This is a genomic window from Nitratireductor rhodophyticola, from assembly GCF_019891355.1.
GTDB lineage: Bacteria > Pseudomonadota > Alphaproteobacteria > Rhizobiales > Rhizobiaceae > Nitratireductor > Nitratireductor rhodophyticola.
This window is the reverse complement of the sequence record NZ_JAHSSF010000003.1, coordinates 139,649-160,444: the sequence shown is the minus strand read 5'-3', so window position 1 is coordinate 160,444 and position 20,796 is coordinate 139,649. Positions and strand designations below refer to the sequence as shown.

Genomic DNA, 20,796 nt, shown 5'->3' with positions numbered 1-20,796 from the left:
ATCAGGCTCCCTCAACTTGCTGTGCGGCCCTGTCGAGGATGGAATTGGCTTCGGCCACCGCTGCCGCGGGATCGGTCTCATCGGCAAACACCGCGGCGCAGAGCGCGGTGAAATCCGAACCGCTTGCCGCGACCGGTTCGACAGAGGCAATGGTGTTGCCGCCCATCACGATGCAGGGGATTTCGACCATCTCGGACCACCAGGTGCCGAGGGTCAGATTTCGGGGATGGGGTTCCGGTTTGTTATCGTAGCCAAAGCGGCCGAAGAACAGATAGTCGGGCTGCAACTCTCCGTATTGAAGGGCGTCGTCGCGGGTCTTCACGCCACCGGCACCGATCATCATGCGATCCTGATATTTCTCGATCACGTCGGCGAGCTCTTCGAGCGACCCTTCGACATGGATGCCGTCGGCCTTGACGCGGGCGGCGATGCGCGGCGCGCCGGCGATCATCACCGCGACATTGCGGGCCTGTGCAATGGGGGTGAGGCGCTCGGCGCGGGCCTGGAAACTGACTTCGTCCTGTCCGTAATCGGGGATGATCAGCGAGGCCACGTCTCCCCCTGAGAGTGCGGCCTCCAGATGCGCTTCGTCATTGGCAGCCGTTTCGGGCGGCGGTGCGATCAATACGAGGCGGCAGCGATTGGTCATGTGGCAACTCCTCAAGCCTGTTCGTGATTTGCCCGCGTGGCGAAAAGGCTCCGTCTCACTGTTGTACGCAGGTCCGCGCTAAACCGGTCTGAACCGTTTCTTGCCCGTCAATTTGGTTTGAATGCGGCATAGACGACGAGCGGGGTAAACGACAAGGAAAATTGAAGCATTTCCGGCGAGTCTCGCCAAATCCGGACAGGGAGGTTATGAGAGTCGGGCCCGACAATCGGGGCGCAGACGAGTTTCATGAACGCACTTCTTTCCGATCCGACATTCTATTTCGCAGCGGTTCCCGCCGTCATTCTCGTGGGGCTTTCAAAAGGCGGTTTCGGCGGAGCCATGGCACTGCTTGGCGTACCAATGCTTTCGCTTGTCGTCTCGCCGGTGCAGGCCGCGGCCATCCTGCTGCCGATCCTGATCGTCATGGATGTGGTTTCGCTTTGGGCCTGGCGCGGGTTCATGGATCGCAGAACGCTCTCGATCATGCTGCCCGGAGCGTTTCTGGGTATCGCCATCGGCTGGGCGACGGCGGCGGTTGTGACGGAGGGGCATGTGCGTCTGATCGTCGGTCTCGTCACACTCGCCTTTTTCCTGCGGTGGGTTTTCGAGAAGGTGGCAGGGCGTGCGCACATCGCCGATCCGAGCCGCCCACGCGGTACGTTCTGGGGTGGCGTGGCGGGTTTCACCAGCTTTGTTGCCCATGCGGGCGGGCCGCCCTATCAGGTCTATGCGCTGCCGCTCGGGCACGATCCGCGCGTCTATACGGGGACGAGCGTTGTGTTCTTCGCCATTGTCAACGCGGTGAAGCTCATTCCCTATTTCGCACTCGGTCAGTTCGACCGCTCGAACCTGACGGCATCGCTGATTCTGATTCCGCTCGCGCCGCTTGCCACCCTTGCCGGCGTGTGGGTGGTCAAGCGTATGAAGCCGGCTGTGTTCTATCCCTTCATGTATGTGATGGTGCTGATCGTTTCCCTGAAGCTCATCCACGACGGCGTGTCCGACCTTATGGGGTGGTGACGGCATCGGAAGCCTGTGCTTAATAAGCAAAAAATTGCGGGAGGATATCTGTGACCGGGAACGCTTTTGATCGGGATCTCGACAGGAATCCCGCCAATTTTCAGCCCCTGACACCGCTTGTGCTTCTGGAACGCGCCGCGAAGGTGTTTCCGAATGAAGTCGCGATCATCCATGGCGGCCAGCGGGTGACCTACGCAACGTTCTGGGAGCGTTCGCTGAAGCTGGCCTCAGCGCTTGCCCGCCACGGCATCGGCAAGGGCGACACGGTTTCCGTCATGCTCTCCAACACGCCGCCCATGCTGGAGGCGCATCACGGTGTGCCGATGACGAAGGCGGTGCTGCATTCGCTCAACACGCGGCTGGATGCGGCGATCATCGCCTTCCAGCTCGACCATGCGGAGAGCAGGGTGGTCATCGTCGACCGGGAGTTCTCCGATGTGATGAAGGAGGCGCTGGCGCTGGCGCAGGTCAAGCCGCTGGTGATCGACTATGACGATCCCGAATTTGGCGAGGATGCACCCTATCCGAAGGGTGAGCGCATCGGCAGTGTGGACTATGAAGCGTTCTTGGCATCGGGGGATGCCGGCTTCACCTGGTCCATGCCGGATGACGAATGGGACGCGATTGCGCTGAATTATACCTCGGGCACGACCGGCAACCCAAAGGGCGTTGTCTATCACCATCGCGGGGCCGCGCTCATGGCCTATGCCAACACGGTGCATGCCGGGCTCTCGCGGGGGGCTGTTTATCTGTGGACCCTGCCGATGTTTCACTGCAATGGCTGGTGCTTCCCGTGGACGCTGGCGCTGACCGCGGGCTCCCATGTGTGCCTGCGCTGGGTGCGGGCAAAGCCCATGTATGACGCGATCGCGGAGCATGGCGTCACGCATCTGTGCGGTGCACCGGTGGTGATGTCGGCACTGCTCAACGCGCCTGAGGACGAGAAGCGGGATTTTTCGCACACGGTGACCTTCAACACGGCGGCGGCACCGCCGCCCGAGACCGTGCTTTCGGCCATGGCCGAGGCGGGGTTCACGGTGACCCATCTCTACGGGCTGACGGAAACCTATGGGCCTGCGGTGGTGAACGAGTGGAAAGGCGAGTGGGATGCGCTCGACGGAGCGGGGCAGGCGGCGCGCAAGGCGCGGCAGGGCGTGCGCTATGCGGCGCTCGAGGGGCTGACCGTGATGGACCCGGAAACGATGACCGAGACGCCGCCCGATGGCGAGACCATCGGCGAGGTGATGTTTCGCGGGAACATCGTCATGAAAGGGTATCTCAAGAACAGAAAAGCGACGGACGAGGCGTTCGCCGGGGGCTGGTTCCATTCGGGCGATCTCGGCGTGATGCATGCCGACGGCTATATCCAGCTCAAGGATCGTTCCAAGGACATCATCATCTCCGGCGGCGAGAACATCTCCTCGATCGAGGTGGAGGATGCGCTCTATCGGCATCCTGCCATCGCGGCATGCGGGGTGGTGGCCAAAGCGGATGAGAAGTGGGGCGAGACGCCGGTGGCCTTCGTGGAGCTGAAACCGGGGCGGACCGCCAGCGCGGAGGAGATCATCGCGCATTGTCGGTCGCTTCTGGCGCATTTCAAATGTCCGAAAACGGTGGTTTTCTCCGAAATTCCCAAGACGTCTACGGGAAAAATCCAGAAGTTTCGTCTGCGGGAGCAGGCCCGGGAATTGTCCTGAACCGGGAGTTGTCGATCTGCATTCGATTCAAGAATTGGCGTGGCTGTTAACCATCCATTAAGCTTTACATGCGTTTACTGTGTGTATCCAGTGATCTGGATTCTTACCGAGTGGCTGGAGCCATTCTGTTTGACGCCTCCCTGTTTAAACTCCTGAGAGCCGCCTTTGCGGCTCTTTTTTTGTCCAAATTCAGTATTAACCCTTCGTTAAGGAAGAACTTGCCAACAGCTGTGCACAAGCCCATTCTTGAGTGACGTGCCGGCATTGAGAGTCAGGCGCACTTGTGATTGAACGCATCAACCGGCGGTGGCCGGAAAAATCGTATCTGGTGGGGCGTAGGCACAATGATTGAAAACGGGAACGGTCGCGCGACCACGATCAAGCTGGCCGAGCATCGCGTGTTCTCGGATTCGTTCAAACCCCTTTACAATCAGGGCATGAGCCTGGTCGAGGAGGCTGCGGAGTATCTCGACGGCGATGGGCGCGCGGAGGCAAAGCGCCTGACGCGCGCAGGAGCGGCGCTCTATGCGGCCGAATCCATGCGCCTGACGACACGCCTCATGCAACTTGCATCCTGGCTTCTTTTGCAGCGCGCGGCCAACTCCGGCGAGATGACCCGTGAGCAGGTGGCGGCGGAAAAATCCAAGGTGCGTCTCGATACGCACTCGCCGCAGGAACAGGCACAGGGCTGGTCCGACCTTCCCGAGAAATTCCAGAGTCTCGTGGTGCGCTCGATGCGCCTTCAGGATCTGGTGCGGCGGATGGATGAAGAAATCTACGGTGGTGCCCCGGCGCGGGCGGAAGAAGCCGAGCTTTTCGGCAGCAATCCGGTCTATGAGCAGATCACTCTCCTGAAAACAGCATTCGGCCACCGCTGAACAGCCAGTCGAACACGATCTCCGTGAGCGGCAGCGCAATCAGCGCCGAGGCGATGATGAGCGTGAAGGCGATGCGACGATAGGTCGTGTCGCTGGCGATGCCATAGAGCCTGCCGCCAACGAGCAGGCTGAGCATGTAGGGCGGGATCATCAGGAGCCCCAGCATGACGCGCGAATGCTCGAACAGGCCGGCCGCCCACAGATTGCCGGCGGAGAAGATCTCTGAAATCAGGAAAAGTGTCATGAGATTGGCGCGCACAACCGCGACCGGTAGCGTTGACGCCATCCAGTATATGATGACGGGCGGGCCGGGAATGGCGGCGATGCCCGACAGGGTTCCGGCAATGCCGCCAATGCCAAAGGAGAGGGGCAGGCTGCGCGGGCCATGATAGCGCCAGCCGCTGCGCAGAGTGAGTGCACAGGCAAGGATGATCACGCAGATGACCCAGCGCAGAACGGTTTCGTCTCCATTCTTCAGGATATACACCCCAAGCGGAACGAACAGCGCCAGCCCCGCGAGCACCGGTAGGACCTCACGCCAGCGGGCGAGCTTCACCACGGGAAGCGCCACGGGCAGGGTGGGCAGCGAATCGATGATGACGAGCAGGACGACCGCCGTCACGGGGTCGTAGAGCGCTCCGGCGATCGGGGCGACGATCAGGCCGGTGCCGAAACCCGAAAGGCCGCGCACGACGCCAGCCGCCAGCACGGTGGCGGTCAGAAGGGCGAGGCTGAGGTCGAATTCGGGCAGACTTCCATCTCCTGAAAAGGGCGGTGGCGAGCCCGCTTCTTCGCTCGTGCTGCTTGTGCGTGGCAATGGGCCTGCCCACAGCTATGTTAGTGCCATGAACACACCGATTCGCATTCTTGGCATCGACCCGGGGCTCCGGCGCACAGGCTGGGCCATCATCGATGCGCAGGGCAACTCCCTGCGCTTTGTGGGCGCTGGCACCGTGACGTCCGACGGCAAGGCCGATCTGGCCTCCAGACTGTGCCAGCTGCATGATGGTCTCGATGCCATTCTGCATGACCATCGACCGGATGAAGCGGCGGTGGAAGCGACCTTCGTCAACAAGGATGCTTCGGCGACGCTGAAGCTTGGCCAGGCGCGGGGCATCGCCATGCTGGTGCCGGCGCGGGCCGGTCTGCCGGTGGCCGAATATGCGCCCAATGCGGTGAAGAAAACCGTTATCGGGGTCGGTCACGGCGACAAGAAACAGATCCACATGATGGTGAAGGTGCTGATGCCGAAGGCGCGGTTTGACACGGATGACGCGGCGGATGCGATTGCCATTGCCATATGTCATGCCCATCACCGGCAATCCGCCACCTCCCGACTGGCCATGGAAGCACTCAAATGATCGGAAAACTGAAGGGCATCATCGACGAGATCGCCGAAGACCACTGCATTATAGATGTGGGGGGCGTTGGGTATGTCGCCTATTGTCCGGCGCGGACGCTGGCGGCGCTCGACGGCGAGGGGACGGCTGTGACGCTGTTCATCGAGACCTATGTGCGCGAGGACATGATCCGGCTTTACGGCTTTCGCACCGCGCTGGAGCGCGAATGGTTCCGGCTGTTGCAAAACAATGTGCAGGGCGTGGGGGCCAAGGTGGCGCTTTCGGTGCTTTCGACACTTTCGGCTTCGGAACTGGCCAATGCGATTGCGCTCAAGGATGCGGCCACCGTGGCGCGCGCGCCTGGCGTGGGCAAGAAGGTTGCCGAACGGATCGTGACCGAACTGAAGAGCAAGGCCCCTGCCTATGCCGGAGAGGCAACCGGCACGATCGGCCTGAAGCAGGAACTGGGTGAAGGGGCTGCGCCTGCGCCGGTGTCCGACGCCGTATCGGCGCTCTCCAATCTCGGCTATTCACGCGACGTGGCGGCGAATGCCGTCGCTGCCGCAATGAAGGCAGCGGGCGAGGGGGCGGATGCCGGCACGCTGATCAGGCTTGGCCTGAAGGAACTGGCGCGTTAGTCAGGGCCATGAGCGCGCTGTTTGCGCTGTATGATTGTGAAATGGAAGTCTGCGGATGACGGATGGCGACAGGCTGATTGCAGCCGACAAGCGCGGTGAGGATCTGGACTCGACGATGCGTCCGCAGTCGCTGGACGATTTCGTCGGGCAGAAAGCGGCGCGCGCCAATCTGAAAGTTTTCATTGAAGCTGCGCGTGGACGCGGCGAGGCGCTGGACCATGTGCTTTTTGTCGGGCCGCCCGGCCTTGGCAAGACCACGCTGGCGCAGATCATGGCGCGCGAGCTGGGGGTGAATTTCCGTTCCACCTCCGGTCCGGTGATCGCCAAGGCAGGTGATCTCGCGGCGCTTTTGACCAATCTCGAAGAGCGCGATGTGCTCTTCATCGATGAAATCCACCGGCTGAACCCGGCGGTGGAGGAGATCCTCTATCCGGCGATGGAGGATTTTCAGCTCGACCTGATCATTGGCGAGGGGCCGGCCGCGCGCTCGGTGAAGATCGATCTTGCCAAGTTCACGCTGGTGGCGGCGACGACGCGGCTTGGCCTTTTGACGACGCCGCTGCGCGACCGTTTCGGCATTCCCGTGCGGCTCGATTTCTACACCGTCGATGAACTGCAATCGATCGTGACACGCGGCTCGCGCATTCTTGGCCTGCCATTGGCCGCGGACGGGGCGGAGGAAATCGCACGAAGGGCGCGGGGTACCCCACGCATAGCCGGACGTCTTTTGCGCCGGGTACGCGATTTCGCCACCGTGGCGGGCGCGAGCGAGGTGACGCGGAAAGTGGCCGACGAGGCGTTGTCTCGGCTGGAAGTCGATGCGCTTGGCCTCGATCAGCTCGACCGGCGCTACCTCACCATGATCGTGGAGAACTTCGGTGGCGGGCCGGTGGGCATCGAAACGATAGCGGCGGCACTCTCCGAACCGCGCGACGCCATCGAGGATATCATCGAACCCTATCTGATCCAGCAGGGCTTCATCCAGCGCACCCCGCGCGGGCGTGTGCTGGCCGCCAGGGCGTGGCGCCACATGGGGCTGCAGCCACCGAAGGAACTGGCGGAAGCGCAGATCAGCCTGTTTCAGCAGGGGGACGGGGAATGAGCGCCGGTGCAGGCGAAGACCTGACGGTCGCGCTTTCGGGTGAACTGACCGATTTCGGACATCGGCTCGTGGCGCGGGTCTATTTCGCCGATACGGATTTTACCGGCGTTGTCTATCATGCCCGCTATCTGGAGTTTCTGGAGCGGGGACGCTCGGATTTCCTGCGGCTTGCCGGTGTGCACCACACCGAACTGGCCGATGGGAAGCATGGCGAGGTGCTTTCCTGGGTGGTGCGGCGGATGGAGATCGATTTTCGCCAGCCAGCCCGGGTGGACGATATCGTGATGGTGGAGACACGCACAGAGGCGATATCGGGAGCGCGCATTCAAATGGCGCAACGGCTGCTGCGCGGCGAGAACGTGCTGGTGGAGGCGAAAGTCGAAGCGGCAATCATTGGCGCTTCCGGACGGCCACGGCGGTTTCCGAAAGAGTGGATCGCGGCGTTCAAGCCAAAGGGGGCATGAACCACATCGGTGGGTGCTTTTGTGCATCCAGCACTGATTCCATACGGAATCCCTGGGCGCGGTCCTATTTCCTAACGCTTAATTAACCATAACGGTTCATGAAGAAATCCATGAAATCCGTAGCGAATCCGTGCGCCTTCCTTTCACCAAAATTTACCGGATAAAGGGGCGTTGAAGCATCTTGCGGGGACGCCTCGGATCGGACGCAGGCAACGGCACGCAAGCAGGGGCGCGGCCGAGACCGAGATGTACGCCGCCCTGATCTTAAGAGGATGTTGATCCATGGAAAGTGTTACGCTCGCCGCACCGGGTGGGGAGTTGTCGATCTGGGCTTTGTTCTGGCAGGCAGGCTGGGTGGTCAAGCTGGTCATGATCGGCCTGCTTGTCGCATCGGTCTGGACCTGGGCGATCATCGTTGACAAGCTGATTGCCTATGCCCGCATGCGCACGGCCCTCAATCGTTTCGAAAAGACCTTCTGGTCGGGCCAGTCGCTTGAGGAGCTTTACCGTGCGCTTTCGGAGCGCAAGACCACCGGTATGGGCTCGATCTTTGTCGCCGCCATGCGCGAGTGGAAGAAGAGTTTTGAGAAAGGCGCGCGCTCGCCCATCGGTTTGCAGACGCGCATCGACAAGGCGATGGACCTGGCGCTGACGCGCGAGATGGAGCGGCTTGAGAGCCGGCTCGGCTTCCTTGCCTCCATTGGCTCGGCGGCCCCATTCATCGGTCTGTTCGGCACGGTGGTCGGTATCATGACCTCCTTCCAGGCGATTGCCGGTTCCAAATCCACCAATCTGGCTGTTGTGGCACCGGGTATCGCCGAGGCGCTGCTGGCCACGGCCATCGGTCTTCTGGCCGCTATCCCCGCCGTTATCGCCTACAACAAGCTGTCATCCGACGCGGGCAAGCTCGCCGGACGGATGGAAGGTTTCGCGGACGAATTTTCGACCATCCTCTCGCGGCAGATCGACGAGAAGGTCGCCGCCAAGGCGGCTTAGGAGCGCACAATGGGTATGTCAGTCGGATCGGCGGGCGGAAGAAACGGACGGCGGCGTGGCCGCCGCGGCTCGCGCTCGGGCCTGATCTCCGAGATCAACGTGACGCCTTTCGTGGACGTGATGCTGGTGCTGCTCATCATTTTCATGGTGGCGGCGCCGCTTCTGACAGTCGGCGTGCCGATCGATCTTCCGGAGACACAGGCCAAGGCGCTGAACTCCGAGACACAGCCGATCACGGTTTCGGTCAACAATGAGGGCCAGATCTATCTGCAGGAGACCGAGGTGCCGATCGAAGAAGTGGTGCCGAAGCTGCAGGCGATTGCGCGTTCGGGCTATGACGAGCGCATCTATGTGCGCGGCGACCGCGCGGCCGACTACGGCACGGTGATGCGCGTGATGGCGCGCATCTCGGCTGCCGGATATCGCAATCTCGGCCTGGTCACTCTGCAGGAAGAAGGCAATTGACCAAATGAAGGCGGGTCTCGTTACATCGGTGACCATGCATGCGGCGCTGCTGGGTTTCGGCCTGTTCTCGCTGTCGGCGCCGCGCGCCTTCGAGGTGGCGGATGTCGAAGCGCTGCCCGTTGACATCATCCCGATCGAATCGATGACGCAGGTGCAGGAAGGCGACAAGAAGGCTGCGCTCTCCGAGAAACCCGCGCCGACGCCGACCAAGCGTCCGGAGCCGGTGGAGAACGCGCAGAACACAGGCGACAATGATGTCGACCTGAAAACGCCGCCCACACCCGAACCGCGCAACCGCGAGGTGGAGAAGACGGCGGAGCCGCCGCCGACGCCCAAACCCACCCCCAAACCGGAACCGAAGCCCGAGCCGGAACAACAGCAGGCGGCGGCCGAGCCAACGCCGGTGCCTGCGACGGAAGTGCGGCCGGAGCCACAGCCCAAGCAGGAGGTGAAGCCGGACCCCGCTCCTGAAGAGACGGTGGTGGCGGAAGCACCCGAAGCGACCGAGAGCGTTGCGCTGCCCAACAGCGCGCCCGTGCCGCAGTCGCGCCCTCAGCCCCCCAAGGCAAGCACCGCCAAGGCACCTGAGCGCAAGGACGCGGACAAGCCAGCACAGAAGACCGCTTCGAAGCCGAAATCGCAGAATTCCGACGAGCTGTTTGACGAGGTGGCAGCACTCCTGAACAAGGACAAGGCATCTGGCGGAGGCGCAAAGCGCTCGCAAGAGCAGGCATCGCTTGGCGGCAGCCGCAGCACGCCGGGCGAGAAGCTTTCACAGAGTGAAATGGATGCGCTGCGAGGCCAGATCCAGCGATGCTGGAACGTGCCCGCCGGGGCGCTGGACGCGGAAAACCTCAAGGTTTCCGTTCAGATGAAACTGGATCCGAGCGGGAACATCGAGGGCAGCCCGCGCATTATTGCCGGCGGCAATGGCAACATGGTGGAGCGCGCGGCGGCGGAATCCGCGCGGCGCGCGGTTCTACAGTGTGCGCCCTACAATCTGCCGGCAGCGAAATACGATACCTGGTCCGAAGTCATCGTCCACTTCGATCCAAGCGACATGTTTTAACCTGAGCACCATTCGCACGGCGATGGGGGCTGGAGCCTAACCAAAGCGGGAGAGGCAGGAGCAAATGCAGATGATCATGAGAGCGACCTTCCTGATCGCGACGCTGGTCGCAGGGCTTGGCGTTGCGGTGCTGCCGGCACGGGCAGTGGTCGAGATCGACATCAACAAGGGTGTGGTGGAGCCACTGCCAATCGCGATCACGGAGTTTATCTCCGCGGATGGCAAAGGGGCGGAGATCGCCAGCGTTGTCGAAGCAGACTTGCGGCGTTCCGGCCTGTTCGCGCCGATTGAGAAGGGCGCATTCATCGAGAAGATTTCCAATCCGGATGCGGCACCACGCTTTCAGGACTGGACGGTGATCAACGCGCAGGCGCTGGTGACCGGCAAGGTTTCGGAGACACCTGACGGGCGGCTGCGGGCCGAATTCCGGCTTTGGGACACCTATGCGGGGCAGCAGCTCATCGGCGAGCAGTTCTTCACCAGCAAGGACAAATGGCGGCGCGTGGCCCACATCATCGCCGACGCCATCTATCAGCGCCTGACCGGTGAAACCGGGTATTTCGACACGCGGATCGTGTATGTCGACGAGTCGGGCCCGCGCAACAATCGCGTGAAGCGGCTTGCGATCATGGACCAGGACGGGGCGAACCAGCGCTTCCTGACCGACGGGCGCGCAATCGTCCTGACGCCGCGTTTCTCGCCGACGCGCCAGGAAATCACTTACATGTCCTATGAGGGCGGTCAGCCGCAGGTCTATCTTCTGCAGCTTGAGACCGGTCAGCGCGAGCTTGTCGGCAATTTCCCCGGCATGACCTTTGCCCCGCGCTTCTCGCCCAACGGTCAGCAGATCGTGATGAGCCTTCTGCGCGACGACGGCAATTCGAACATCTTTGCGATGGATCTGAGAAGCCGCAACACGACGCGCCTGACGACCTCCAATGCCATCGACACATCGCCCTCCTATTCGCCGGACGGCTCGCAGATCGTGTTCACTTCCGACCGTGGCGGGCGGGCGCAGATCTATGTGATGAGCGCCAGCGGCGGCGATCCGAAGCGTATCTCCTTCGGTGATGGGACCTATTCGACGCCGGTCTGGTCGCCGCGCGGCGACCTGATCGCCTTCACCAAGCAGACGGGCGGTGAGTTTCAGATCGGTGTCATGCGCACGGATGGCTCCGGCGAGCGTATTCTCTCGTCCGGCTTCCTGCAGGAGGGACCGACCTGGGCCCCGAACGGTCGCGTGGTCATGTTTTTCCGCCAGCCGGCTGGCTCGGCCGGGCCGCAGCTCTATTCGATCGATCTGACGGGCCGCAATGAGCAGAAAATTCCGACCGCGAACTATGGTTCGGACCCGGCCTGGTCGCCGCTGCTGGAATAGGATTGCGGCGGCTTCTGCCGGATTCGCCGCGTTTCCGCCGTATTTTAAGCTAGTTTGCGCGAAATAACGGTTCTGATTTGCACCGGTAGGGGTTTGTTAACCGCGTTTCTTGAGGGGTCCTTAACGGCAACGTGGTTACTGATCGTTGAACAAAATATCTCTAATCTGAAGGAGAGGTGGCAATGCTGTCGATTGCAGCTATCGCCAAAAACCCGGTTGGCATCGCCCTGGTGGTGGCCCTTGCCCTGGCCGGTTGTGCCAATAAACAGGTTCCCAACAACGCGGCCGATATCGGCCTTGGCGGCGCTGGTGGTCCTCCCGGATCGCAGCAGGAGTTCACCGTCAGCGTGGGCGACCGGATTTTCTTCGATCTCGATTCGTCGGTGATCCGTGCGGACGCGCAGCAGGTGCTGACGCGCCAGGCGCAGTGGCTGAACAAGTACACGAACTATTCGATCACCGTCGAAGGCCATGCGGACGAACGCGGCACCCGTGAGTACAACCTCGCGCTCGGTGCGCGCCGTGCGGCTTCTGCGCGCGACTTCCTGGTGGCACGCGGCGTTGCGGCCAACCGCATTCGCACCATCTCCTACGGCAAGGAGCGTCCGGTCGCGACCTGCGACGACATCTCCTGCTGGTCGCAGAACCGCCGTGCGGTCACGGTGCTGAACGGCGGCAGCAGCTAAGCGCTCACGCCTGAAACGACAAAAGCCGCGCCGGACCTTGTCCGCGCGGCTTTTTTATTGCGACAGATCGGGCTGTCAGCCGTTCGCGGCGTCGCGGATCGCCGCGATGTTTTTCGCATAGGCTTCTTTGCCTTCGCCCTTGAAGACGGCGGAACCGGCGACGAGGACATTGGCGCCAGCGGCAGTGAGTTCCCCGGCGTTTGCAGGTGAGACACCGCCATCGATCTCGATATCGATGGGCCGGTCGCCGATCATCGCCTTGATGCGGCGCACCTTCTCGACCACGGACGGGATGAAGGCCTGTCCGCCGAAGCCCGGATTGACGGTCATCAGAAGTACGAGGTCGAGCTCGTCGAGCACATATTCGATGACGCTTTCAGGCGTGGACGGATTGAGCGAGACGCCGGCCTTCTTTCCGAGATTTCGGATCGTCTGCAAGGAGCGGTGCAGATGAGGACCGGCCTCCGCGTGAACGGTGATGATGTCGCAGCCCGCATCGGCGAAGGCAGCGAGGTAGGGATCAGCCGGGGTGATCATCAGGTGGCAATCGAACACCTTGTCGGTGCGGTCGCGGATTGCCTTGATGATCGGCGGGCCGAAGGTGATGTTGGGCACGAAATGGCCATCCATCACATCGAGGTGGATCCAGTCAGCGCCTGCCTTGGCGACGGTTTCGACTTCCTCGCCAAGGCGTGAGAAATCCGAAGCGAGAATGGAAGGGGCGATGAGCGTGTTGCGCGCGGTCATGGCGGTTTCCCGGAATGATGAGACTGGCCTGCCCTAACGCCTCCACCCCGGCTTGTCGAGGTGCCTCACAGATGTGTCACCATCCGATGCGAGGATGGGTGGACGAGGTGAGCGAGCGTGATCGGCTGACCCTTCATCCAGGTGATGCGCTCGCCGATGAAGACTGGATCGCCTTCGCGGACCTGCAGTAGCGAGGCTTCGTCGGCGCTGGCGGAACCGGCCATGAATGTAAACTCCGCATTGGAGAACGGGGCGTGCCCGACGAGCCATTCGTTCGGACCCATCGATTTGAAGTCGGCCCTGCGCGCGTCGGGGACGGTGTTCAGGTTGATCCAGCGGTCTTCATACTGATACGGCACTCGGTCTGCCAGATGCAGGCAGCGCACATGCAGCATACCCGATTTCGAGAGCAGGCTGAGACGCGCGCAGATGACTTCCGGCGCGTCGGTCTCCTCAGCACTCAGAAGGCGATACTGGTATTCAGAGCCACGCCCTTCGATCTCCTGGCGGATGCGCGGAATGACGAAGCGGGCCTCACGCACGGGATGAAGCGCGACCCGTGTGCCGGCGCGGCGCTTGCGCTCGAGGATGCCGGCACGGGCCAGCTCCTGCAGGGCGCGGTTGACCGTGGCACGGGCGGCGCCGAACTCCTCCGCCAGCGCCTCCTCGCCGGGGATCAGCGTTCCCGGCAGCCAGATTCTCTCGGCGATACGGCGGGAGAGCTCGTCGCGGATGGTGCGGAATGAGGCGCGTTGGCTGGTCACAGATGCTCCACCAGTTTCCGGATCGTTTGCGCATAGCGCGCCGCGATCGCTTCTCGTTCGATATGACGGCCTTCGCGGACGCAATGGCGCCCCGCAGACCAGACATCCCTTACGGCGCCATTGTCGCCGGTAAAGAGCCATGCGTCCAATGGGCCATCGTCGTATGCTGCGCCAGCGAATTCCGTTTGGTCAATGGCAATCAGGTCGGCCCAGTGTCCGGGCTGGATGGCACCGGACCTGCGGCCAAGCGCCTGTGCGCCTCCGGCAAGGGCAGCGTCATAGAGCGTGCGCCCGCAGGACTGACCGTGCGCGGCCAGAACCACGCGGGCAGTATCGCGCAGGCGCTGGGAATATTCGAGCTGGCGCAACTCTTCTGCGACCGTGATGCGGATATTGGAATCGGAGCCGATGCCGAGCATGCCACCGGCACTCTGGTACTGTGGGCCGTTGAAAATGCCATCCCCGAGATTGGCTTCGGTGACCGGGCAAAGGCCGGCAACGGCGCCGGTCTCGGCCAGATTGGCGGTTTCCTCGTCTGTCATGTGGGTGCAATGGATAAGGCACCAGCGTTCGTCCACGCGGCAATTGTCGAGCAGCCATTCCACCGGGCGCCGACCGTAGGCTGCGCGCACTTCGTCGATCTCAGGCAATTGCTCGGCGATGTGCATGTGGAGCGGGCCTCGAGGGTGCATGGCCTGTGCTTCGCGGAGGTCATCGAGACCGACGGCGCGGAGGGAATGCGGTGCGACACCCAGATGCGCGTCGGCGGACAGATTGGCCACGCATTCTTCGGCGCGCGAAAGCAGCTTCTGGTATCGGTCGAGATCGTTGCCAAACCGCTTCTGACCGCCCTGAAGCGGACGCTGGTCGACACCACCATGGCGATAGAGGACGGGCAGGAGCGTGAGGCCGATGCCGGTCTGTTCCGCAGCGCCGGCGATGCGAGCGGACAATTCGCCGACATCGCCATAGGGAGCGCCGCCCGGCTGATGGTGGACATAATGAAATTCGGCGACGGCGGCAAAGCCGGCTTCCTGCATCTCCATAAAGGCGAATGCGGCGACGGCTTCCAGGTCGTCCGGGGATAGCAGGTCGAGGAAGCGATACATGATTTCGCGCCACGTCCAGAAACTGTCGCGCCCGGCCGGGCCGCGCCGTTCGGCAAGGCCTGCCATGGCACGCTGAAAGGTGTGGCTGTGCAGGTTGGACATGGCCGGCAGAAGGACCGGCACGCGCACCGTCCTGTCATTCTCCGGCTGCGTGTTGGAGGCGACGCTGCCGATGCGGCCGGAACCGTCGAGCTTTACAAGCACATCTTTTTGCCAACCGCCTGGCGTGAGGGCATTCTGCGCAAAAATGGCTTGCATGGAGTGCTGTTCCTGACTTAATTATGTCTATACATATATGAATAACACTAGACAAAAAAGCGCGGTTAGGCAATATGCCCTGCAAATATGTCCCGCAGGGGGATGGAGGAAACTTCCTGTCATGAAGCAGAGTGTCATCAGCGGTATCCGGTTGGCAAGCATGTGTGAGGGCGCTGTGCCCTACGGGCTCGTTGAGGATGCCGGCATCGCCATTGAAAATGGCGAAATCGTCTGGTCGGGCATGCTGAGCGCCATTCCGGACACGTTTGCCGACTGGGAACGAACCGACTTTGGCGGTCGGCTCGCGACGCCGGCGCTGGTGGACTGTCACACGCATCTGGTTTTTGGCGGCAATCGCGCAAGGGAATTCGAGATGCGGCTTGAAGGCGCGAGCTACGAGGAAGTGGCGCGGGCCGGCGGCGGCATTGTTTCGACTGTTTCTGCAACGCGTGGCCTGGGCGAAGATGCGCTGGTCGAAGACGCGCTGAGGCGGCTCGATGCGCTTCTTGCCGAAGGCGTTGCGACGGTGGAGGTCAAATCCGGATATGGGCTGACCGTCGAGGACGAACTGAAGATGCTGCGCGCCGCGCGCCGTCTGGCAGAGCTGCGGCCCGTACGGATCAAGACGAGCTATCTCGCCGCCCATGCGGTTCCAGCCGAATATCGCGGACGCGAAGACGCCTATATCGATGAGGTGGTGCTTCCGGGCATGGAGGCGGCGCATGCCGAGGGGTTGGTCGATGCGGTCGACGGGTTCTGCGAGGGCATTGCCTTCTCGCCGGCGCAGATGGCGCGCGTGTTCGACAGGGCACGCGAACTCGGCCTGCCGGTGAAGCTGCATGCAGAGCAGCTTTCCAATCTGGGTGGCGCGAAAATGGCGGCCTCCTATGGCGCGCTTTCGGCGGACCATCTCGAATATCTGGACGAGGAAGGCGTTGCAGCGATGGCCGCTTCCGGGACGGTGGCTGTTCTCCTGCCGGGTGCGTTCTACACGCTGCGCGAGACGCAACATCCGCCACTTGCGGCGCTGCGCAAACATGGCGTGCGGATTGCGGTCGCGACCGACTGCAATCCGGGTTCATCGCCGCTCGCCTCGCTTCTTCTGACCGTGAACATGGCCTGCACGCTGTTCCGCATGACGCCTGAAGAGGCGCTGGCCGGGGCCTCGCGCGAAGCCGCGCGGGCGCTTGGGCTGGCCCACGAGATCGGCACCATCGAGGCCGGCAAGCGCGCCGAGATCGCCATCTGGGACGTGGAGCATCCAGCCGAGCTTGCCTATCGCATAGGCTTCAATCCGCTCCATCGCCGCATTGCAGGAGACTTCGCATGACGCTTGTTCTGACCCCCGGTGCGGTCACGATCCAGGATCTGGAGCGTATCTGGCGTGATGGCGTTGCCGTGCGCGTCGATCCGGCCTGCTATCCCGGCATTGAGGCGGCGGCTGCGCGCATCGACCAGATCGCTCGCGGCAATGAAGCGATCTATGGCGTCAACACCGGCTTTGGAAAGCTCGCCAGTGTGGGCATCCCGCCGCAGGATGTGGAGACGCTGCAGCGCAATCTCATTCTCTCGCATTGCTGCGGCGTTGGCGCGCCGCTTGACGAAGCCATCGTGCGGCTGATCATGTCGTTGAAACTGCTCTCGCTGGGCCGTGGCGCATCCGGCGTGCGCATGGAGGTGGTCAAGCTGATCGAGGAAATGCTGGCGCGCGGTGTCGTGCCGGTGATCCCCGAAAAGGGCTCGGTCGGCGCATCCGGCGATCTGGCGCCGCTCGCGCATATGGCGGCGGCCATGATGGGCGAAGGCGAGGCTTTCTTCGACGGTAAGCGGCTTTCCGGCGGTGAGGCGCTGCGCGGGGTCGGGCTCAAGCCGGTCGTGCTGAAGGCCAAGGAAGGGCTGGCGCTGATCAACGGCACGCAGGTTTCCACTGCGCTGGCGCTGACCGGTCTGTTCCGGGCGCACCGCGCGGCGCGGTCCGCGCTCATCACCGGGGCGCTGTCGACCGATGCGGCAATGGGGTCTTCCGCGCCATTCCATCCCGAAATTCATACACTTCGCGGCCATCAGGGCCAGATCGACACGGCGGCGGCACTGTGGGCGCTGCTCGAAGGGTCGCAGATCCGCGAGAGCCATCTGGAAGGTGACGAGCGGGTGCAGGACCCGTATTGCATTCGCTGCCAGCCGCAGGTGGATGGCGCGTGCCTCGACCTTCTGCGCCAGGCGGCGCGCACCCTGACCATCGAAGCCAATGCGGTGACCGACAATCCTTTGGTGCTGTCGGATGGGACCGTGGTTTCGGGCGGCAATTTCCACGCCGAGCCGGTGGCGCTTGCCGCCGATCAGATCGCGCTTGCCATCTGCGAGATCGGCGCGATTGCGCAGCGGCGCATTGCGCTTTTGGTCGATCCGGCGCTTTCGTTCGGCCTGCCGGCGTTTCTGGCGAAGAAGCCGGGCCTGAATTCCGGCCTGATGATTGCCGAAGTGACTTCGGCTGCGCTGATGTCGGAAAACAAGCAGATGTCGCATCCGGCCTCTGTCGATTCGACGCCCACCTCCGCCAATCAGGAAGACCATGTGTCGATGGCGTGCCATGGCGCGCGGCGGCTCATTCCGATGACGGAGAACCTGTTCGGCATTATCGGCATCGAAGCCGTGACGGCGGCGCAGGGCGTCGATTTCCGCGCGCCTCTGAAAACGAGTGCAGCGCTTGCGCAGGCGCATGCGGCGATCCGCAGCGCGGTGCCGGATCTGGAGGAAGACCGTTATCTCGCCCCCGATCTGGAAAACGCCATCGCGCTCGTGCGCTCCGGCGACCTGAACGCCAGCATTCCCGAGAACATTCTGCCTGAATTGAGGAGTGAGCCTTGATGATGGAGATGGGTTTTACAGCGATGGCGCTCGCCCCTCACCCTTACCCTCTCCCCGCATGTGGGGAGAGGGGGGCGTCCACGTTGCGGCTCGCGTCCTTCTCCCCGCGTGCGGGGAGAAGGTGCCGGCAGGCGGATGAGGGGCGGACGCCAACACTGGAGATTTGCGAATGAACCCCGTCGAAGTGCATCAGGGCTCTTCGCCCGTCATTCTGGGGCTGCCGCACACGGGCACTTATGTGCCGGATGCGGTCAAGGCCCGGCTCAACGAACAGGGCCGGCTTCTGACCGATACGGACTGGCACGTGCATCGGCTCTATGATGGTCTGCTTGATGGTGTGACCACCGTGCGGGCGACCTTTCATCGCTATCTGATCGACGCCAATCGGGATCCTTCCGGCGAGAGCCTTTATCCGGGGCAGAACACGACCGGTCTGGTGCCGCTGACGGATTTCGACAACCGCCCGATCTGGCGCGAGGGAGAGGGGCCGACGGCGGATGATGTCGCTGAGCGGCTTGAAGCCTTTCACGCACCCTATCATGCCGCGCTGGAGGCCGAGATTGCGCGGGTGAAAGCGCTGCATGGCGTGGCGATCCTCTATGACTGCCATTCCATCCGCTCACACTGCCCGTTCCTGTTCGAAGGGCGGCTTCCGGATTTCAACATCGGCACCAATCGCGGCAAGACCTGCGCAGCGGAAATCGAGCGGTTGACGGCGGAGATTTGTGCTGCGGCGGACGGCTATACGAGCGTGCTCAATGGACGTTTTGTCGGCGGCTGGACCACACGGCACTACGGCAAACCGGAACGCGGAGAACATGCGATCCAGATGGAACTGGCGCAGGCGACGCATCTTCAGGGCGAGGCCGTGCCGTTTGACTATGATGAAGAAAAAGCGGCGCGCCTGCGACCGCATCTCAAAGCCATTCTGACGCGTCTTTCCGAGATCGCGCCATCCTTGAAGGGGAACTGAACCATGACCAATCCGCGTCACAACATTCGCGAGGTGAGGGCGCCGCGCGGGACGGAGCTGAACGCCAGGGGCTGGATGACGGAAGCGCCGCTCAGGATGCTGATGAACAATCTCGACCCCGACGTCGCCGAAAACCCGAACGAGCTGGTCGTCTATGGCGGCATCGGCCGGGCGGCCCGCACCTGGGATGATTTCGACCGCATTGCCGCGACGCTGAAGACGCTTGAGGAAGACGAGACACTGCTCGTTCAGTCGGGCAAGCCGGTGGGCGTGTTCCGCACCCATAAGGATGCGCCGCGCGTTCTGATCGCCAATTCCAATCTGGTGCCGCACTGGGCCAACTGGGACCATTTCAACGAGCTCGATAAGAAGGGTCTGATGATGTACGGCCAGATGACGGCCGGCTCGTGGATCTATATCGGCTCGCAGGGCATCGTGCAGGGCACTTACGAAACCTTCGTGGAGGCTGGCCGGCAGCATTATGGCGGCGACCTTACGGGCAAGTGGATCCTGACCGCAGGGCTTGGCGGCATGGGCGGTGCGCAACCGCTGGCGGCCGTGATGGCCGGCGCGTGCTGCCTCGCCATTGAGTGCGATGAGACGCGCATCGATTTCCGCATCCGCACCCGCTATGTGGACGAGAAGGCGACCACGCTGGACGAGGCGCTGGAGATGATCGACCGCTGGACGAAAGCGGGCGAGGCGAAGTCTGTCGGCCTTGTGGGCAATGCGGCGGAGATCGTACCCGAGTTGGTGCGGCGCGGCGTGAAGCCGGACATGGTGACGGACCAGACTTCTGCGCACGATCCGGTGAACGGCTATCTGCCCAAGGGCTGGACCGTGGCCGAGTGGCGCGAGAAGCGCGAAAGCGATCCGAAGGCCGTGGAGAAAGCGGCCCGTGCCTCGATGCGCGAGCATGTGGAGGCGATGGTTGCCTTCTGGAATGAGGGCATCCCGACGCTCGACTATGGCAACAACATTCGCCAGGTGGCGCTCGAAGAGGGGTTTGAGAACGCTTTCGCCTTCCCCGGTTTTGTGCCGGCCTATATCCGCCCGCTGTTCTGCCGTGGCGTCGGCCCGTTCCGCTGGGCGGCACTTTCCGGCGATCCGGAGGATATTTATCGCACGGACGAGAAGGTGAAGGAGCTTCTGCCCGACAATGAGCACCTGCATCGCTGGCTCGACATGGCGCGCGACCGCATCGCGTTCCAGGGTCTGCCGGCGCGCATCTGCTGGGTCGGTCTGGGTGACCGGCATCGCCTTGGCCTCGCCTTCAACGAAATGGTGGCGAAGGGCGAATTGAAGGCTCCGGTGGTGATCGGTCGCGATCATCTGGATTCGGGCTCGGTGGCTTCCCCCAACCGTGAAACCGAGGCCATGAAGGACGGTTCCGATGCCGTTTCCGACTGGCCGCTGCTCAACGCACTCCTGAACTGCGCCTCCGGCGCGACTTGGGTTTCGCTGCATCATGGCGGCGGCGTGGGCATGGGCTTCTCGCAGCATTCGGGCATGGTGATCTGTGCCGACGGCACGGAGGATGCAGCGCGCCGCCTCGAGCGGGTGCTGTGGAACGACCCGGCAACCGGCGTGATGCGCCATGCCGACGCGGGCTACGACATCGCGCTCGACTGGGCCAAGGAAAAAGGCTTGCGGCTGCCGGGGATTCTTGGAAACTAACAAAAACACCTCAGAGGG

Annotated in this window: 21 protein-coding genes; 16 read left to right on the top strand and 5 right to left on the bottom strand. The window is 62.7% G+C overall.

What is annotated here, in order from left to right:
• Nucleotide 1: 1 nt before the first annotated feature.
• Entirely contained in the window at nucleotides 2-649 is a 648-nt protein-coding gene (locus KUG85_RS11810) for a thiamine phosphate synthase (RefSeq protein ID WP_065818139.1), read from the bottom strand.
• A gap of 246 nt (nucleotides 650-895) precedes the next feature.
• On the opposite strand from KUG85_RS11810, the gene KUG85_RS11805 reads away from it, so the two are divergent.
• The 3 genes from KUG85_RS11805 (at nucleotide 896) to rcdA (ending at nucleotide 4,244) form a co-directional block, all read left to right on the top strand.
• The gene (locus tag KUG85_RS11805) at nucleotides 896-1,669 is read left to right on the top strand and encodes a sulfite exporter TauE/SafE family protein (RefSeq protein WP_223005379.1); all 774 of its coding nucleotides are present in this window, start codon (nucleotides 896-898) and stop codon (nucleotides 1,667-1,669) included.
• 44 nt (nucleotides 1,670-1,713) lie between these two features.
• Complete coding sequence (locus tag KUG85_RS11800) at nucleotides 1,714-3,366, top strand: acyl-CoA synthetase (RefSeq protein ID WP_407673677.1); 1,653 nt, start codon at nucleotides 1,714-1,716, stop codon at nucleotides 3,364-3,366.
• Between the two features lie 344 nt (nucleotides 3,367-3,710).
• Entirely contained in the window at nucleotides 3,711-4,244 is a 534-nt protein-coding gene (gene rcdA / locus KUG85_RS11795) for a protease adaptor protein RcdA (protein ID WP_065818142.1), read from the top strand.
• Here the strand turns inward: rcdA and KUG85_RS11790 are convergent.
• The gene (locus KUG85_RS11790) at nucleotides 4,210-5,061 is read right to left on the bottom strand and encodes a sulfite exporter TauE/SafE family protein (RefSeq protein ID WP_245291874.1); all 852 of its coding nucleotides are present in this window, start codon (nucleotides 5,059-5,061) and stop codon (nucleotides 4,210-4,212) included. The genes rcdA and KUG85_RS11790 overlap by 35 nt on opposite strands.
• Nucleotides 5,062-5,089: 28 nt before the next feature.
• On the opposite strand from KUG85_RS11790, the gene ruvC reads away from it, so the two are divergent.
• The 9 genes from ruvC to pal all read left to right on the top strand — a co-directional run bounded on the left by ruvC (nucleotide 5,090) and on the right by pal (nucleotide 12,382).
• Nucleotides 5,090-5,605, top strand: a complete 516-nt coding sequence (ruvC, locus tag KUG85_RS11785) for a crossover junction endodeoxyribonuclease RuvC (protein ID WP_007007075.1) — start codon at nucleotides 5,090-5,092, stop codon at nucleotides 5,603-5,605.
• A complete protein-coding gene (gene ruvA, locus KUG85_RS11780) occupies nucleotides 5,602-6,222 on the top strand; it encodes a Holliday junction branch migration protein RuvA (protein WP_065818143.1) in 621 nt (206 codons plus the stop codon). The genes ruvC and ruvA overlap by 4 nt, the downstream gene beginning before the upstream one ends.
• A 55-nt stretch (nucleotides 6,223-6,277) precedes the next feature.
• The gene (gene ruvB, locus KUG85_RS11775; protein ID WP_223005377.1) at nucleotides 6,278-7,324 is read left to right on the top strand and encodes a Holliday junction branch migration DNA helicase RuvB; all 1,047 of its coding nucleotides are present in this window, start codon (nucleotides 6,278-6,280) and stop codon (nucleotides 7,322-7,324) included.
• Nucleotides 7,321-7,788, top strand: a complete 468-nt coding sequence (ybgC, locus tag KUG85_RS11770; protein WP_223005376.1) for a tol-pal system-associated acyl-CoA thioesterase — start codon at nucleotides 7,321-7,323, stop codon at nucleotides 7,786-7,788. The genes ruvB and ybgC overlap by 4 nt, the downstream gene beginning before the upstream one ends.
• Nucleotides 7,789-8,070: 282 nt before the next feature.
• Nucleotides 8,071-8,784, top strand: coding sequence for a protein TolQ (gene tolQ / locus KUG85_RS11765; RefSeq protein WP_065818145.1), 714 nt, complete (start codon nucleotides 8,071-8,073; stop codon nucleotides 8,782-8,784).
• A 9-nt stretch (nucleotides 8,785-8,793) separates the two neighbouring features.
• Nucleotides 8,794-9,249: a protein TolR gene (gene tolR, locus KUG85_RS11760; RefSeq protein ID WP_007007070.1), complete on the top strand. Its 456-nt coding sequence runs from the start codon at nucleotides 8,794-8,796 to the stop codon at nucleotides 9,247-9,249.
• A 4-nt stretch (nucleotides 9,250-9,253) separates the two neighbouring features.
• A complete protein-coding gene (locus KUG85_RS11755; RefSeq protein WP_223005375.1) occupies nucleotides 9,254-10,318 on the top strand; it encodes a hypothetical protein in 1,065 nt (354 codons plus the stop codon).
• A 70-nt stretch (nucleotides 10,319-10,388) separates the two neighbouring features.
• Nucleotides 10,389-11,696 (top strand): Tol-Pal system beta propeller repeat protein TolB, encoded by a 1,308-nt coding sequence (gene tolB / locus KUG85_RS11750; protein ID WP_245291875.1) that lies wholly within the window; start codon nucleotides 10,389-10,391, stop codon nucleotides 11,694-11,696.
• Nucleotides 11,697-11,878: 182 nt separating this feature from the next.
• Nucleotides 11,879-12,382 (top strand): peptidoglycan-associated lipoprotein Pal, encoded by a 504-nt coding sequence (pal, locus tag KUG85_RS11745; protein WP_223005374.1) that lies wholly within the window; start codon nucleotides 11,879-11,881, stop codon nucleotides 12,380-12,382.
• A 75-nt stretch (nucleotides 12,383-12,457) separates the two neighbouring features.
• On the opposite strand, the gene rpe is transcribed toward pal, so the two are convergent.
• From rpe to KUG85_RS11730, 3 genes are all read right to left on the bottom strand, one after another.
• On the bottom strand, nucleotides 12,458-13,129 hold the full coding sequence (gene rpe, locus KUG85_RS11740; RefSeq protein ID WP_223005373.1) for a ribulose-phosphate 3-epimerase: 672 nt from the start codon (nucleotides 13,127-13,129) through the stop codon (nucleotides 12,458-12,460).
• A gap of 65 nt (nucleotides 13,130-13,194) precedes the next feature.
• A complete protein-coding gene (locus tag KUG85_RS11735) occupies nucleotides 13,195-13,893 on the bottom strand; it encodes a GntR family transcriptional regulator (protein ID WP_223005372.1) in 699 nt (232 codons plus the stop codon).
• Nucleotides 13,890-15,260 (bottom strand): formimidoylglutamate deiminase, encoded by a 1,371-nt coding sequence (locus KUG85_RS11730; protein WP_223005371.1) that lies wholly within the window; start codon nucleotides 15,258-15,260, stop codon nucleotides 13,890-13,892. Before KUG85_RS11730 ends, KUG85_RS11735 begins: the two co-directional genes overlap by 4 nt.
• A 121-nt stretch (nucleotides 15,261-15,381) precedes the next feature.
• On the opposite strand from KUG85_RS11730, the gene hutI reads away from it, so the two are divergent.
• The 4 genes from hutI (at nucleotide 15,382) to hutU (ending at nucleotide 20,778) form a co-directional block, all read left to right on the top strand.
• Nucleotides 15,382-16,590, top strand: coding sequence for an imidazolonepropionase (gene hutI / locus KUG85_RS11725; RefSeq protein WP_223005370.1), 1,209 nt, complete (start codon nucleotides 15,382-15,384; stop codon nucleotides 16,588-16,590).
• Nucleotides 16,587-18,128 (top strand): histidine ammonia-lyase, encoded by a 1,542-nt coding sequence (hutH, locus tag KUG85_RS11720; RefSeq protein WP_223005369.1) that lies wholly within the window; start codon nucleotides 16,587-16,589, stop codon nucleotides 18,126-18,128. The genes hutI and hutH overlap by 4 nt, the downstream gene beginning before the upstream one ends.
• A gap of 169 nt (nucleotides 18,129-18,297) precedes the next feature.
• Nucleotides 18,298-19,101 (top strand): N-formylglutamate deformylase, encoded by an 804-nt coding sequence (gene hutG, locus KUG85_RS11715; protein WP_223005368.1) that lies wholly within the window; start codon nucleotides 18,298-18,300, stop codon nucleotides 19,099-19,101.
• A gap of 3 nt (nucleotides 19,102-19,104) precedes the next feature.
• Complete coding sequence (hutU, locus tag KUG85_RS11710; RefSeq protein WP_223005367.1) at nucleotides 19,105-20,778, top strand: urocanate hydratase; 1,674 nt, start codon at nucleotides 19,105-19,107, stop codon at nucleotides 20,776-20,778.
• The last annotated feature ends 18 nt before the right edge of the window (nucleotides 20,779-20,796 follow it).